15 protein-coding genes are annotated in these 14,791 nt (G+C 41.6%); 12 read left to right on the top strand and 3 right to left on the bottom strand.

Annotated features, from left to right (window positions below; all coding sequences use genetic code 11):
• Positions 1 to 161 precede the first annotated feature (161 nt).
• Positions 162 to 788 carry a guanylate kinase gene (gmk, locus tag SJY28_RS00960; RefSeq protein ID WP_379543115.1) on the bottom strand — a complete coding sequence of 209 codons (627 nt, stop codon included), beginning with the start codon at positions 786 to 788 and terminating at the stop codon, positions 162 to 164.
• A 373-nt stretch (positions 789 to 1,161) separates the two neighbouring features.
• Here gmk and ispH point away from each other — a divergent pair, with 373 nt between their 5' ends.
• The 11 genes from ispH to SJY28_RS00905 all read left to right on the top strand — a co-directional run bounded on the left by ispH (position 1,162) and on the right by SJY28_RS00905 (position 11,518).
• Positions 1,162 to 2,118 (top strand): 4-hydroxy-3-methylbut-2-enyl diphosphate reductase, encoded by a 957-nt coding sequence (gene ispH / locus SJY28_RS00955; protein ID WP_057761392.1) that lies wholly within the window; start codon positions 1,162 to 1,164, stop codon positions 2,116 to 2,118.
• Between the two features lie 59 nt (positions 2,119 to 2,177).
• Positions 2,178 to 2,426, top strand: coding sequence for a hypothetical protein (locus tag SJY28_RS00950; protein ID WP_379543114.1), 249 nt, complete (start codon positions 2,178 to 2,180; stop codon positions 2,424 to 2,426).
• Positions 2,427 to 2,480: 54 nt separating this feature from the next.
• On the top strand, positions 2,481 to 3,296 hold the full coding sequence (locus SJY28_RS00945) for a thioesterase family protein (RefSeq protein WP_102092784.1): 816 nt from the start codon (positions 2,481 to 2,483) through the stop codon (positions 3,294 to 3,296).
• A gap of 533 nt (positions 3,297 to 3,829) precedes the next feature.
• The gene (gene htpG / locus SJY28_RS00940) at positions 3,830 to 5,791 is read left to right on the top strand and encodes a molecular chaperone HtpG (RefSeq protein WP_379543113.1); all 1,962 of its coding nucleotides are present in this window, start codon (positions 3,830 to 3,832) and stop codon (positions 5,789 to 5,791) included.
• A 320-nt stretch (positions 5,792 to 6,111) separates the two neighbouring features.
• Positions 6,112 to 7,593 (top strand): C13 family peptidase, encoded by a 1,482-nt coding sequence (locus tag SJY28_RS00935; RefSeq protein ID WP_290178802.1) that lies wholly within the window; start codon positions 6,112 to 6,114, stop codon positions 7,591 to 7,593.
• Between the two features lie 120 nt (positions 7,594 to 7,713).
• Positions 7,714 to 8,604 (top strand): S-formylglutathione hydrolase, encoded by an 891-nt coding sequence (gene fghA, locus SJY28_RS00930; RefSeq protein WP_379543112.1) that lies wholly within the window; start codon positions 7,714 to 7,716, stop codon positions 8,602 to 8,604.
• A 229-nt stretch (positions 8,605 to 8,833) separates the two neighbouring features.
• The gene (locus SJY28_RS00925) at positions 8,834 to 9,115 is read left to right on the top strand and encodes a TIGR03643 family protein (protein ID WP_371547594.1); all 282 of its coding nucleotides are present in this window, start codon (positions 8,834 to 8,836) and stop codon (positions 9,113 to 9,115) included.
• Positions 9,116 to 9,229: 114 nt separating this feature from the next.
• Entirely contained in the window at positions 9,230 to 9,919 is a 690-nt protein-coding gene (gene rpe / locus SJY28_RS00920) for a ribulose-phosphate 3-epimerase (protein WP_057761380.1), read from the top strand.
• Between the two features lie 211 nt (positions 9,920 to 10,130).
• Positions 10,131 to 10,529, top strand: a complete 399-nt coding sequence (locus SJY28_RS00915) for a hypothetical protein (protein ID WP_379543111.1) — start codon at positions 10,131 to 10,133, stop codon at positions 10,527 to 10,529.
• Between the two features lie 144 nt (positions 10,530 to 10,673).
• Positions 10,674 to 10,985 (top strand): hypothetical protein, encoded by a 312-nt coding sequence (locus SJY28_RS00910; RefSeq protein ID WP_379543110.1) that lies wholly within the window; start codon positions 10,674 to 10,676, stop codon positions 10,983 to 10,985.
• Positions 10,986 to 11,206: 221 nt separating this feature from the next.
• Complete coding sequence (locus SJY28_RS00905) at positions 11,207 to 11,518, top strand: hypothetical protein (protein ID WP_101205798.1); 312 nt, start codon at positions 11,207 to 11,209, stop codon at positions 11,516 to 11,518.
• Positions 11,519 to 11,704: 186 nt separating this feature from the next.
• On the opposite strand, the gene rpmG is transcribed toward SJY28_RS00905, so the two are convergent.
• Positions 11,705 to 11,860, bottom strand: coding sequence for a 50S ribosomal protein L33 (gene rpmG, locus SJY28_RS00900; RefSeq protein WP_010201403.1), 156 nt, complete (start codon positions 11,858 to 11,860; stop codon positions 11,705 to 11,707).
• Positions 11,861 to 11,988: 128 nt separating this feature from the next.
• On the bottom strand, positions 11,989 to 12,225 hold the full coding sequence (gene rpmB, locus SJY28_RS00895; protein WP_057761372.1) for a 50S ribosomal protein L28: 237 nt from the start codon (positions 12,223 to 12,225) through the stop codon (positions 11,989 to 11,991).
• 484 nt (positions 12,226 to 12,709) lie between these two features.
• Between rpmB and SJY28_RS00890 the strand changes: the two genes are divergently transcribed.
• The gene (locus tag SJY28_RS00890; RefSeq protein ID WP_379543109.1) at positions 12,710 to 14,779 is read left to right on the top strand and encodes an Ig-like domain-containing protein; all 2,070 of its coding nucleotides are present in this window, start codon (positions 12,710 to 12,712) and stop codon (positions 14,777 to 14,779) included.
• The last annotated feature ends 12 nt before the right edge of the window (positions 14,780 to 14,791 follow it).

The raw sequence follows: 14,791 nt of genomic DNA, 5'->3' as shown, positions 1-14,791 counted from the left end.
TAGCTACCTCGGTTGTTTTTATTAGTAACGGACCTTGCCCGCCACTCAATAAAAATAATATCAAAAATATAAAGGGGGATAGCTAAATATTATAGCATTTTTTGCCAAGTCGCGTAGTTGCTTTTTATATCTACTTACGAGATTAGCTGCTTGTGCGTAGTTTACTCTTCTACCTGAGTGTTTAGCAAGTTGCTAATCGTACGATGATAGCGCTGCTGCTGACGACCAAGCGTTTGCCTGTCGGCCACGATAATGGCTTTTAGCTCAGCTAAGGCTACGTCAAAATTATCATTGATCACTACATAGTCAGCATTCACATATTGTGCCATTTCGGTGACCGCGCCAGCTAGACGGCGCTCTATAACTTCTACAGTATCCTGCGCGCGGGTTGAGAGACGTTGACGTAATGTCGCAATGCTAGGTGGTAGAATAAAAACCATAATGGCATCGGGGAAGATATTTCTGATTTGCGTCGCGCCTTGCCAGTCAATCTCCAAAATAACGTCGATACCCGCCGCTAGCTGAGTACGTACACTTTCCTCTGACGTGCCATAATAATTACCAAATACTTCAGCATGCTCTAGAAATAGACCCGCATTGATACCATTGGTAAAACTATCGGTATCTGTGAAATGATAGTGCTGACCATCAATCTCGCCTGGACGCGGTGCGCGAGTCGTATGTGAGACACTGACCGTTAAGTCATTGGTGGTAGCAAGCAACTGCTTGACCAGTGAGGTCTTGCCAGTACCTGAAGCGGCAGTAACGATGAATAATGAACCTGTCATACAATTTATCCTAATAGAAGGTGTCTTAGTAACTCGTAAAATGTATCGTAATAAATGTGTGTTGATAAAAAGTTAAGCAGTGCCTCAGTCAAAAACAAAGACTGGAAAAAATAAAAAACGCCATCATGTATGGCGATAGAAATTATAATAGATGCATTATTATAAACTGCTTTTATACAACTTAAAGCTGGTTTTGCAATATGTCGTGAGTATGCTGAGATTTGCCTATAAAATATTGCTATGAGTAGACAGCTATTTTAGAGAGCGATAAAAGCAAATTATGCTAAAGTAGGGCATTGATTTCGCCTCAACTTTTGAATAAAAAATTCAAAAATACGTTTTAACTATAAATTATCCAATGATAGGCCTTTTTATGCAAATTTATCTTGCCAATCCCCGTGGATTTTGTGCTGGTGTGGACCGTGCAATTGCGATTGTTAATGAAGCATTGACACGTTTTGAGCCGCCTATTTATGTCCGTCACGAAGTTGTGCATAATAAGTTTGTGGTGTCAGACTTGGCCAATCGTGGTGCGGTGTTTGTTGAAGAGCTTCACGAAGTGCCAGACGGCTCTATCGTTATTTTCTCCGCTCATGGGGTCTCTAAAGCAGTCGAAGATGAGGCTGAGCGTCGTGATTTGACGGTGTTTGATGCAACATGCCCGTTGGTGACTAAAGTACACATCGAAGTGGCAAAGTTCGCGCAAGATGGTATGGATGCCGTGTTAATAGGACATGCAGGACACCCAGAAGTCGAAGGCACTATGGGGCGTTTCAATCGTCGCCATGGTGGGCAGATTCATCTGGTCGAAGATGAAGGTGATGTGGCTGCATTAACTGTACAAGACGCCGAACGCTTGGCATTTGTGACTCAGACAACTTTGTCGATGGATGATACTGCGCGCGTCATCGATGCGCTGCGTGAAAAATTTCCTAGTATCCAAGGTCCTCGCAAAGACGACATTTGCTATGCTACTCAAAACCGCCAAGATGCGGTAAAAGATTTGGCCAGTCGCTGTGAAGTGGTTTTGGTAGTCGGTTCACCAAACTCATCAAACTCTAATCGCTTGCGTGAGCTGGCTGAGCGTATGAATTGCCGAGCGTATTTAATCGATAATGCCAGTGAGATGGACAAGCGTTGGTTAGATGGTGTGCAGAGTATAGGCGTGACCGCTGGTGCATCCGCGCCCGAAGTGTTGATCCAAGAAGTATTGCAACAGCTGCAAGACTGGGGTGGTGATCTGCCTAGTGAGCTATCTGGTATTGAAGAAAATGTGACGTTTAGTCTGCCAAAAGCGTTGCGGATACCTGTTACTCAGGTTGGTAAGTAACTAATATTCGTGTTTGTATTTATATTTGTATGAACCATCATTGATATGGATAAGGTCGCATGAAAGAACCAAAAGCCAAATTTGTATTGGCAGAGGCCACGCTCGCTGAAGTCAACAAGCAACTAAAGCTCAATATGCTAGTGATGGCAGCAGTAGTTTTTGTATTGTTTATGAATATTATGAAGTTTATGGCAGAAAAAAGCTTTTTTTATGCGATGCTCGCAGTAGTCATGATCTGTTTGTTATTTTTCATACAAAAAGCTCGCCGTATTCTCACGCTCAGAAAACAAGAGCTTATCCATAAATAGAAAGTACAAGCATAAATAAAAAATACAGATGAAAGTGCCAAATATAGGATAGCTATGACTGCTTATTACAAATTTATTAAACGAGAACTACAAGAAGACGGTGTCAGTGTGGCGCATTATCAGCCAACCAAGCATGCTCAAGGTGCTTGGAATGAGCATGAGCAGCACATGGCGCCAGCAACAGGCCTACTGACAGCTGAGATCAATAGCTTTGCGCCGCAGCCTAATACCCGTATCGCACGTGTGAGCCTTGATATCTTGGGGTTAATACCGCTTGACGATTTTACTATTACTACGCGCTGTATCCGACCGGGCAAGACTATTGAGCTGGTCGAAGCGGTCATGAGTAGCCGTGGCCGCGATGCTATCATTGCAAGAGCATGGCGACTTATTACTCAAGATACCAGTGAGATTGCTGGACTTGAAGATCAACCAGCAGAATACAAACCTGAAGAGTTGCCAGTTTGGGAAGGCATGAAAGGCTGGCCGGGCGGCTTTATCGAAAGCGTACGTCTAGTAGCGACAGAAGACCGTCGCTCTGGTCGCGGTATGGTATGGATTACTAATGATCTCGACATGATTGAAGGCAAGCCGACTGATGACTTGGTGCATCTGTTAGGTATGGTCGATACTGCCAATGGTGTTGTACCAAGATTGGGTCTTGGTTTATCTAAGTTGGAGTGGATGTTTCCCAATACTGATTTGCAAATCCATATGCATCGCTCGCCAAAAGGTCGTTGGCTAGGTATCGAGGCTGTACAACAATATGGCGATGATGGTATCGGATTGACCAGTGCGGTACTGCACGATGTACATGGGCCTTTTGGTCGTAGTGAGCAAATCCTTACTATTCGTCCGATGCCACGTTAAAAACTAAGAGTCAGTCAGGCTATAGTTTTGCAAAATGAAATGATACGTTGTAATCAATTAATTATACAAATAATAGAGAAATGGTTTTAATAGTAGCTAACAAGACAATATTACTAAAAAGATAATATTACTAACAAGCCGATGTTAATCGACATAGAGGTTACTATGAAAACCCATACTCAATTTTCAAAAAAGCTGACGACTCTCTGGGATATATTGATAGAAGCATATTCAGAGTAGTTGCTGTTGTTTGCACTTTGATTGCTATATCAGAAAATGACTGAGCAATTAAATAACCAAGTAAGTAAAGACCAAGCAAACAAACAACTGATACCAGAACACCGCCTTGGTAAACAAGCGCGGTGTTTTTTATTGAATAAAGATTTTGAGCTTGAATTTTTTCTCAATGCCCCTATTAGTATAGACAGTTTAACGGTATTACATAAGGCAAGTTCTCTAACATTATGAGAACGGCTTTAGTGAGTATATCGTTATCTGATAATAGGTCTTTCATAGAATTTAAAGGAGTTTTTATGAGTGAAGCAACTCAAGCTGAAGGTCTGAATCCAGAATTAAAAAAACATACGTTTGAAGCGGAAGTGGCGCAGTTACTGCATTTGGTAACGCATTCACTATATTCTAACGCTGATATTTTTGTCCGCGAGTTGGTATCTAATGCGTCGGATGCTTGTGATAAGTTACGCTTTGAAGGCACAAATGATGATAGCCTTTATGAAGATGATGGCGAATTAAAAATCCGCATCGCTGTTGATGAAGCTGCCAAAACTATTACCTTTACCGACAATGGTATTGGTATGAACGAAGCTGACGCAATCGAAAATTTAGGTACGATTGCTAAATCAGGCACCAAGGCGTTTTTGGACAAATTGTCTGAATCACAAAAGCAAGACGGACAATTGATTGGTCAGTTCGGTGTTGGTTTTTACTCAGGTTTTATCGTGGCTGACACCATCAATGTTGAATCACGCAAAGCGGGCGAGCCTGCGGATAAGGGCGTGCGCTGGGTATCAGATGGTACTGGTAGTTTTACTGTTGAACCTATTACCAAAGACACACGCGGTACGGCGATTACTTTGCATCTAAAAGAAGAATATAGCGAGGGCGAAGATAACTATTTAGATCGCAGCAAAATCAAGCGCTTGGTTAATAAATACTCTGACCATATCAGTCTGCCAATTCAGATGCGTAAAGAGATCTGGCAAGAAGATGTAAAAGAAGACGAAAACGACGACACGCCTGCTGGTGGCGAGATGGTACTCACTGATGAGTGGGAAACAATCAACAAAGCCAGTGCACTATGGACTCGCTCAAGCTCTGAAATTGAAGATGATGAGTATGTCGATTTTTATAAGAATATCTCTTATGACATGGATGCGCCGCTTACTTGGACGCATAACCGTGTAGAGGGTCGCGTACAGTATACGCAGCTATTATATATCCCTAAAAAAGCGCCAGTTGATCTATACACTCGTGAGCAGCAGCATGGTCTAAAGCTATATGTGAAGCGTGTCTTTATTATGGACGAAGCTGAGCAATTGCTACCGATGTATTTGCGTTTTGTGAAAGGTGTGATCGATTCAGCAGACCTGCCATTGAACGTGAGCCGTGAGCTATTACAAGAGTCACGTGATGTAAAATCTATTCGTGATGGTAACGCTCGCCGTATTTTGACCTTACTCGCCAGCCTTGCTAATAGCGAAGACAGTGACAAACAAGAAAAATTTGCCCAGTTCTATGCAGAGTTTGGTGATGTTATCAAAGAAGGCCTAGGCGAAGACACAGGCAATCAAGAACGTATTGCTAAGCTATTGCGTTATGCAACTAGCACCCAAGACGGTCTAGTGACGAGCTTTGAAGACTACAAAGGCCGTATGAAAGATGGCCAAAAAGCCATCTATTACCTCACCGCTGATAACCTAGCCGCTGCAAAAAACAGCCCGCAACTTGAGCTATTCAAGAAAAAAGGTATCGAAGTTATCTTGATGACCAGCCGTGTCGATGAATGGGCAATGAACTTCTTGACCTCATTCGATGAGACACCGCTGCAAAACATCGCCAAGGGCGCAGTAGATTTAGGCGACTTACAAGATGAAGCAGAAAAAGCGGAAGCGGAGAAAGCCCAAGAAACGCTAAAGCCTGTTGTTGATAAACTAAAGGCTGCATTGGGTGAGCGTGCTAAAGACGTCAAAGTGTCTACTCGTTTAGTCGATAGTCCAGCTTGCTTGGTTGTAGGTGAAGGTGAGTTATCGCCACAAATGATTCAGATGCTACAGCAAATGGGTCAGGACGTACCAGCAAGTAAGCCAACACTAGAAGTAAACCCGGATCATCCACTCATTAAGAAGCTTGAAAGTAGTGAGCAGTTTGATGATTTGGCACAAGTGATCTTTGATCAAGCATTATTGGCAGATGGCGGTCAGCTAGACGATCCAGCCGCTTACCTAAAACGCGTCAATGAGCTATTGATGAGATAATGTTTAGTAATTAGCAAAAAAGGGAGGCTTCTTATATAAAGCCTCCTTTTTTATTTGAATTTTTGGCCAAATTTGAGTGAATTTTACAAATCAGCCTTATCCTCTTAACCGACAATCCGTTACAATCGCGATAGATTAGCGAGCTAAAATATTAGGCAATGCTAGTCATCTTCTATAATCACTCCATCGTGAATTCAATATAAATCGATGTCTGCATGCTGTACAAAGAATCGTCAACTGATTACACCGCGCGGCTGTTACATTAAGGTAATTATCATTGAGTCATTTTATTTTTCTCGACTGGCTAGAGGTCTAAGTCTTTGTCACTTACGTCGTTAAAAACCGTCTCGCTTCAGCGTTTTTCGCTCAATTTCGCTGCCAATATTATTGCAACCTTGTGGATGCTAGTGGGCTCAACACGGGCTTTTTCTTGGGTTAAACCCACTTTTGTACAGTTTGCCGTATTTGCGCTATTGGCGCTTGGTAGTAATGTCTTATTTTCATGGTTAGCTGCTGAAAGTGGCAGCATATTTAATGAGCAAGGATTGGTTAGTTATTTGATCTGGCCGATGATTATTTTGCTTGGTGGTATTATTTTGGCTCGGCGAGCGAGCAACCAAGCATTGGTATTTGTACCAGTAGTTCTTTGGTTGGTTGCTGATACATTGTCAGCCCTATTGCAGAGCTTGGTGCAGTTTTTTGGTAGCTATGGTTGGTTGCCAAATTGGAGTTATTCGTTCTTACCAGTACTGTTTTTAGTATTGTTCTTATGGCAAACGCTAGCTCTATTGTGGATTTTCTCCCGTCGTCTGCGTATACCATGGTGGGAGCGAATCATTGTATTGGTTGGCGCGGTAGCGTTGCTGACTATTTGGCAACGTAATGTCGCTGATCAGCCAATCTTTAAGCAAATACCTGTAGAGCCTGTATTAGAAGAAGCGGCACTGTATCAGCAGCCGCGTCTATTACAGCAAGCACTGGATAGTATAGACCCGAGTATCGATGGCAAAACCGACTGGTACTTTATGGGAGTCGCAGGATTCTCAGATCAAAACGTCTTTCGTTCTGAGATTAATAAGGTACGCGAGCTGTTTGATGTGCGCTTTGGTACCAGTGGGCATTCACTATCGCTGATTAATAATACTTATAGCTGGCTAGATGAACCAATTGCTACTAAGACCAGCATTTTGCGTGGTCTAAAGAAAATCGGTCAGCAGATGAACGCTGATGAAGATGTATTGTTTCTGACGTTGTCTTCACATGGTAATCAGGATATCGTCCAGTTGGCAAATCCGCCGCTTGCGATGGATAATTTAGATGCTACATGGTTGCGTGACGCGCTAGATGCATCGGGTATTCGCTGGCGTGTGATTGTGGTGTCTGCCTGCTACTCAGGTTCGTTTATTGACGAATTGGCATCGCCAACCACGGTAGTGATTACTGCATCAGCCGCTGACAAAGCGTCATTTGGCTGCACCAACACAGCTGAGATGACCTATTTTGGCCAAGCGTTTTTTGCTGAAAGCCTACGAGGAAATACCAGTTTTGAGTCGGCTTTTAAGGATGCCAGTATACGGGTCAATGAGCGTGAGAGCGCCATGGGCTTTGAGCCATCAGAGCCGCAAATGGTCATTGGTAGCTTAATGGAGACAGCATTGCCTGCGTTTGAGCAAGTATTGTTTGATAAGGCGCGGCCATCCGTTGCTAGTATTACAAATAATGCTACTTCTATAACGGTTAATACTCTACCTGACAGTGCTACTAATCTGTCAGTAGACGAAGTAGAGATAGCTGCTGAATAGCTGAATAAATACAAAGTATGATTTGGCATTTAATAAATGCCAATATCAGATTTACTATTAGATGATGAGCATTTATTAAACATCGTCATTGGTTCTATTTTGAATAAAAGGATATCACTCATGCAAAATTCCTATAGTCATAGTTTATCTACCAATAAACAGCTTACCCAAAAAAGCGTGAATCGTTGCTTTAACGGTGAGCAGTATTATTATAGTCACGAGTCGACATCTACCAAAACCTCTATGACGTTTAGTATTTATCTACCTGATGAAGCCTTGGCTGGACGACGTTGTCCTGCGATATTGTACCTATCAGGTTTGACATGTAATGCCGATAATGTCACCCATAAGGCGCATTTTCAGCAAAAATGTAGCGAGCTTGGTATGATACTTATCGCACCTGATACCTCACCTAGAAGTAGTGAAGACAGCGATGTACCAAACGACGATCGCTATTTTGTCGGTCAAGGCGCTAGCTATTATGTTGACGCGACCCAAGCGCCGTGGTCAGACAATTTTAATATGCAAAGCTATATTGTCGATGAGTTATATGACTTACTACGTTCAGAGTTTCCTATTCACAGCATCGGTGTCACAGGACACTCAATGGGTGGTCATGGCGCGTTATTGCTAGGGTTTAAGTTCCCAAGTAAGTTTGTCAGCGTATCGGCTTTATCGCCAGTATGTGCGGCGAGTGAGTCTGCATGGGGGCAAGCTGCCTACACAGAGTATTTCGGTGATGATAAGTCTCTATGGGCACAAGCGGACGCCTCACAAATGATTGAAAAGGTCGGTCAGCAGTATTCGAGCATTTTGGTTGATCAAGGCGCGGCTGATAACTTCTTAGCAGAAGGTCAGCTACAGACCTCTAAACTACAAGACGCTTGTGCAAAAGCCAAACAGCCTTTAACATTACGCTATCAAGCGGGGCATGACCACAGCTATTATTTTATCCAAACGGTGATTAATGATCATATCGAACATCATTGGCATATGGCTCAAATGAGCTAAGATGTCATTCAGATGACCGTGTTACATTTTTCGCTATTCCATTCATGCTCAACAGGTGATTTTTATGGCAAGTTATCAAGATTTGACAGCTTCTAATTCAAAGAGTAGGTCAGTAGATACGAGCTCTACAAAAGCGACTATGAAGGCTGATATGGATGCTGCTCTACAAAATAAACAACGTAGCAATGATTATAGTGATGAAGTATTTCAAGTTAAATCAGACGAGTTGATTGCAAAAACCGTCAACGACGCTGGCGATAGAGTACTTGATGACGTGCAGATATCTCGCGTGATAGAGATGGCGTGGGAAGATAGGACGCCATTTGGGGCTATAGAGCATAGCTACGGTCTCGATGAGACTGGGGTTATCAAACTCATGCGCCAAGAGCTAAAGCCGTCATCTTTTCGCTTATGGCGTCAGAGAGTGAGCAATCGCGCCACCAAACATGAGGCAAAGCGCTCTTTCGAAGTTGGCCGTGCTTATTGCAAAACTCAATATAAGCAACGTTAAATAATTAAGTATTTAACATCATTATATAAAAGGCTCTCAGCATATGTGAGCCGCTTGAAATTTTCTTTTTAATTTATCAATATCTTATATAAACATAAATTAGGTAGCTCAATTATGAACAGTCCTGCTAAACCTTATCTTATTGCACCGTCGATACTCTCAGCTGATTTCGCGCGGTTGGGCGAAGAAGTTGAGAAGGTACTAGAGTCGGGTGCCGATGTGATTCATTTTGATGTAATGGACAACCACTACGTACCCAATTTGACGTTTGGTAGCATGATTTGTAAGGCATTGCGTGACTATGGTGTTGAAGCGCCAATTGATGTGCATCTAATGGTTTCACCTGTCGATAGTATGATTGAGCAGTTTTTGGAAGCGGGTGCTAGTATCATTACCTTTCATCCTGAAGCCAGCGCTCATATCGATCGCTCACTTCAACTTATTAAAGATGGTGGCGCAGAGTGTGGCTTGGTATTGAACCCAGCGACGCCATTACATTATCTTGATTATGTCATGGATAAAGTAGACCAGATTTTATTAATGAGTGTGAACCCGGGCTATGGTGGACAGTCGTTTATCGATAGTACTTTAGATAAAGTCCGTCAGGTACGTCAGCGTATCATTACTAGTGGCCGAGATATTCGATTGGAAGTTGATGGCGGTATCAAAGCCAGTAATATACGTGCGATTGCTGAAGCGGGCGCTGATATGTTTGTCGCGGGTTCTGCGATTTTTAATCAAGAAGATTATAAAGCGGCTATCGATGAGATGCGCGCAGAGTTGTTATTAGCCAACAACAGCTAGCGAGTGTTGTATGGTTAATAAACGCTATTAGCCATACAATAATAATATTAGAATGTGCTGTATAACTTATGACTATATAGTTAATCCTCTATAAAAGAGCTACAGCGTTAACCTCGCTTGAAGTATCACGTATACATCTGCACTCAGTTGCCTTGTATCTCTTTTAAATTGAACCAACTCTATATAACGGTCAGTCACGTAAAGGTGAAATATGGACACAAACAATTCTAGCAGTTTAACAGAACCTTCTGCGCAAGCAAGCTCTCATGAAGCGTTGAACCAGCAGGCTAGACAATCACTTGCAAGTGAAACATTGCAGCGCAGCTTGGTGCCTAGAGGTATTACCATTGGCTTAGCGATGTTTGCACTGGTACTTAGTTTGGCAGGTTATGGCTTTCGCCTGATGATAGGTGATGATGTCGAAACCGTACTGCGTCACGCTGCAGTCATTGTGCCTGCATTTATGCTAGGCATTCCGCTGTTTTTTTGGGTAGGCTCTCGCATACTTAATAAAGTTAAAGGTCTGCATATTGAGAGTTGGAATGCGATTAGTTTGGGTTATTTGACCTCTTGTATCTCAATGCTATGGCTGATGGGTACTTATAGTTAAGTTATTTCACTGTAAATATAATGCTTTTTCGCATCCGTATTGTTTATTCGCATCTATATTGTTTATTCACGCCTATATAATGTCGTGATAATTTATATTTTTTAATTATTAAGCCATGTCCTACAAGCATGACTGGAATTTTATATGAGAATCGTACCAGCCAGTATTGCTAAAATTATCTATCCTAAAGACTTACCAAATGGCTTATTTACCAGCTTAATTATCACTTGTTTATTAATGGGATTAGCGTCATTACGTCACGGAACCGACTTACAAGGTTGGCTAAATGTCATTGAGAATTGGCTGCTTATGCTGCTGATATTGCCCACTGCGACTGCCACCGTTGCATTGCCTTTTAAATACCGTGATCCTAGCCTTGAGCTAAAGCTGGTTTATTACCTTGGAATGTTTGTGGCCTTCTTATTTACATTAGGAAAGTTGCGTTATTGGCACTAATATATACAAACGACATGGCATTCAAGTTTGCTTTTATAGCGAAGACTTATGTGACAGCCCTTGAATTCCAGTGTTAAAGCGTCCATTGTATGAGTAAGACAGATTTACCCGCGTTACTGTAAGACGATAGATTTGCCGAATGAGTTTATTTTTAAGAAATGACTGCTTTGCAATGACCAGTTTCTCTACCAGTACTAAACGGGATAATAAGGAACACATTAATGCCATACGATATCGATAATGATATAGAAGTAGATAACGAGAGTAGCGATCAGTTTGCAGGATTTGCCAAAGAAACCACGTTAGAGTTGGTGGAAGCAGATGATGGTAGATTGTTGTTGCGTGATGCTGAACAAGATGAAGCGCCGCTAATGACTATTGATTTTTCTGACAAGCTGAAAGAGCTACTTGGTAGCGATACTCAAGCGATTGGTCAACATATGATTCATGCTGCGATTCAGGTCATTATGCAAAAGCAAATGAGTAAATGGCATGCGCATGTATATGATAAAGAACCAACACACTACAGCTAATCTTTGGTTGTTTTTGGAGCACCAGTTAAAGCAGATGCCAGTCAAAGCGAATAATTGAAGATATAGCTTAGCAACATGAAACTACATGCATAAAAAAAGGGTTTATCAATTGATAAACCCTTTTTTTGTTCAAATAACTTCTTTATAGAAAGTATTTATAAAAATGCCTTCTACAAATGATGGCAGTTATTTGATTTTAGCTTCTTTAAAGATCACGTGCTGGCGTACTTTTGGATCAAACTTTTTGATTTCCATTTTGCCAGGCATAGTGCGCTTGTTTTTAGTAGTGGTGTAGTAATACCCAGTACCAGCTGTTGATACTAATTTAATTTTATCTCTCATGATAGCTTTCCTGTAAATGAGGGGTCTTCAAACGATAGGTACGTGTCTCAAAGAATGAGTTGCCACAATTAATGTAGCAAAACAGCAGCTTAAATGATGAGAGTCATCATTCAGCTGCTATTTTTAACTTAAACTTTTTGACCTTGTGCGCGTAGATCCGCTAACACTTTATCGATACCAAGTTTGTCAATGATGCGCATACCTTTGGTAGACACACGTAGACGTACAAAGCGGTTTTCAGACTCTACCCAAAAACGATGGTTGTGAAGGTTTGGTAGAAAGCGACGACGGGTTTTGTTGTTTGCATGCGAAACATTATTACCCACCATAGGGCGCTTTCCAGTCACTTGGCAAACTCGAGACATGGCGAACTCCTAATCTATGAGGTATGAGTTTTTCTCATACCAGTCTGGGCAAGTTGCACGTTTTTGCGGCATGGACACAGCAAGCGGCAGCTTTGCACCAAACAAAACTATATGAAGGTTGAGCTGGTTTTGCTGCTATCTAAAGGCAAATAACAGGCTGACCAATTCAGAAAATTTTAAAGCCGACATTTATACCATAAAACAGTTGAATACTCAAATATTTTTACAATAACTGTCGAATTAAAGAAGGGCTATTATACCCTGAAATGAGCGATCTATGTTGTTGATTGTTTAATAGTAAAGATTAATTTTTAGTTGTAAGTTATAACAAAAGTCAGTAAAGTTGCTGTTATATATTTAATACAATCTGTTAATACACCAGTATTACTGTAAATCTATGTATCATTACCAATCTCTTTTGATTCTGGGTAATGATTTTTTGCTTATTTGCTCAGATAAATTACTGCTCATGCGGAGTTAAAACATGTCATATACATCCCTGCCCACTTCTAAGTTGTTTCAATTAACAGCACTCACATTATCATTAGCCCTAGCGGGCTGTGGTGGTGGCAGTGACGGTACTGATACTATCGCGCCAGCACCTGATTTGGGTGTGAATGTAGGTACTAGCGACGGTGGCGTGGGTAGTGGGGATATTGGAGACGTTTTAAATGTTAGTACAGTATCTCTATTAGACGCAAATGCTAATCTGACTAGAGTAATTTCTATGTCAGGTGTTACGGCTAGAGTAGTTGTTACCGACTCTGAGGGTAATGGGGTAAGTGGTGCTTTGGTGACATTTAGCGGCGATGGTGTACAGTTTGGTACATCCAATGGAGCAGTATTGACTAATGCTGACGGCGTAGCAACAACGTCTGTCGTACCATTATCTTCTACTGATACTGGTAGTTACAGCTTATCTGCGACAGCAACATATGACGATGTGAGTGCAACCACTGCTAGTTATAACTACTCATTGCAAGCGGTTGATATTACGCTGGTGAATTTTTCGACGGGTGAAAACACTTTAGAGTCTGGTGGCTCTACAATCGTTACCCTGCAAACCAAAGACACAGTAACTGATCAATTTCAGAATGACGTGACTGTTAATTTATCATCGACTTGTGGTTCATTTGAGAACGCTAGCATCAGCTCTTCAAATCAGGGCAATGTGAGCTCGACTTATAGTGCTATTGATAGTAGTGGTAATTTGTGTGAAGGTACCCAAACCATCACTGCAGTCACGGCAAACGACACATCGTCTTCACAAAGTATCGATGTAAATATTAAAGCCATCGAAGCGAGTTCTATTGTCTATACGACGACCAACTCTGTTGTGTTGGGTGCAAAAAATAGCGGCTCATCTTCATCTAGCCAGATAGATTTTACTATTTATGCTAATGGTGTGCCTGCAGCGAACCAAGAAGTTACTCTAGATTTAATTAAATCACCAAGTGACTTTAATTTCGTCTCGCAAGGCAATCGAGCCTCGAAAACTCTAAAAAGTGATTCTTTAGGGAAAGTCACAGTAAATTTATATCCTGGAAATATTCCAGGCCCTGTGGAAATTAAGGCTTCTTTAAAATCAAATGCTGATACTTTTGCCTTGGCGAAGAATATATCTGTTGCAACAGGCCGTCCTACACAGAATGGCGTGACATTAGCAATAGGCAAAAATGTTTTGGCTGATAATGCTATTGACTCTACAAATATATCGGCTTATTTGACTGACCGTCAAGGTAACTTCGTTCCTGATGGCACTGTAGTAAGTTTTGTAGCAGAAGGCGGGACTGTAACGCCAAATTGTGCCACAGTGAGCGGTAATTGCTCAGTAACTTTCACATCGCAAAACCCTAGACCTGCCAATGGTCGTGTTAGTGTCATTGCTTATGTAGAAGGCGACAAAACGTATTCAGACTTAAATGGTGATAACGTCTATACTGTTGGTATTGACGAACTATTAGATAATATTGGTAATTTTTTCCGCGACGATAATGAGGATTTGAAGTATACGCCAGGTGAGTTTGTCTATAAAAGAGGTGAACAGGAAGGTGGTGACCAAGCGACTTGTGCAGCAGCGACGTTGTCACAACCTAATTTACCGAACTTAATAGTAGACAATGGTACTGATGCTACCCAATGTGATAATTTATTGCCGACAGTGCTACGCAAGCAAGTCATTATGGGTTTCGCGAACGATACACCAACTTTCTATAATTATAGTCAGGTGTCTGGGTTTGTCTCTTTCGAGATGTATGGCAATAGCGTGAGAACTGTTTCTATGCCATCCGGAACGGCTTTGAGTCTGACAGTTAAAGATAATACTGATAACGGTGCTACTTGTGAGCCTGAGATTGCTAGTGGTAATATTACAGTACCAAACATTGTTAACCTCAACAGAGTAGATAGTGCTGCTAATCAGAATTACTTTGATGGTAGTGGAGAAGTACGTTATACGGTATCAACGGCTGGATGTGCTACTGGTGACAGTATTAAGTTGTCTGTCGCAACCCCAGCACCAACCTCAAAAACAACTACGGTCCAAATTTTTTAATCAATCTTTCTT

It is taken from the genome of Psychrobacter sp. R86515 (genome assembly GCF_042466315.1).
In the GTDB taxonomy this organism is placed as follows: Bacteria; Pseudomonadota; Gammaproteobacteria; order Pseudomonadales; family Moraxellaceae; genus Psychrobacter.
Note: the sequence above shows the minus strand (reverse complement) of the source record. Positions and strands in the feature narration are given on the sequence as shown.

Excerpts from the sequence above, each read along its gene's own strand:
- gmk (WP_379543115.1), bottom strand. The coding sequence starts at position 788 with ATGACAGGTTCATTATTCATCGTTACTGCCGCTTCAGGTACTGGCAAG.
- ispH (WP_057761392.1), top strand. The coding sequence starts at position 1,162 with ATGCAAATTTATCTTGCCAATCCCCGTGGATTTTGTGCTGGTGTGGAC.
- SJY28_RS00950 (WP_379543114.1), top strand. The coding sequence starts at position 2,178 with ATGAAAGAACCAAAAGCCAAATTTGTATTGGCAGAGGCCACGCTCGCT.
- SJY28_RS00945 (WP_102092784.1), top strand. The coding sequence starts at position 2,481 with ATGACTGCTTATTACAAATTTATTAAACGAGAACTACAAGAAGACGGT.
- htpG (WP_379543113.1), top strand. The coding sequence starts at position 3,830 with ATGAGTGAAGCAACTCAAGCTGAAGGTCTGAATCCAGAATTAAAAAAA.
- fghA (WP_379543112.1), top strand. The coding sequence starts at position 7,714 with ATGCAAAATTCCTATAGTCATAGTTTATCTACCAATAAACAGCTTACC.
- rpe (WP_057761380.1), top strand. The coding sequence starts at position 9,230 with ATGAACAGTCCTGCTAAACCTTATCTTATTGCACCGTCGATACTCTCA.
- SJY28_RS00915 (WP_379543111.1), top strand. The coding sequence starts at position 10,131 with ATGGACACAAACAATTCTAGCAGTTTAACAGAACCTTCTGCGCAAGCA.
- SJY28_RS00910 (WP_379543110.1), top strand. The coding sequence starts at position 10,674 with ATGAGAATCGTACCAGCCAGTATTGCTAAAATTATCTATCCTAAAGAC.
- SJY28_RS00905 (WP_101205798.1), top strand. The coding sequence starts at position 11,207 with ATGCCATACGATATCGATAATGATATAGAAGTAGATAACGAGAGTAGC.
- rpmG (WP_010201403.1), bottom strand. The coding sequence starts at position 11,860 with ATGAGAGATAAAATTAAATTAGTATCAACAGCTGGTACTGGGTATTAC.
- rpmB (WP_057761372.1), bottom strand. The coding sequence starts at position 12,225 with ATGTCTCGAGTTTGCCAAGTGACTGGAAAGCGCCCTATGGTGGGTAAT.
- SJY28_RS00890 (WP_379543109.1), top strand. The coding sequence starts at position 12,710 with ATGTCATATACATCCCTGCCCACTTCTAAGTTGTTTCAATTAACAGCA.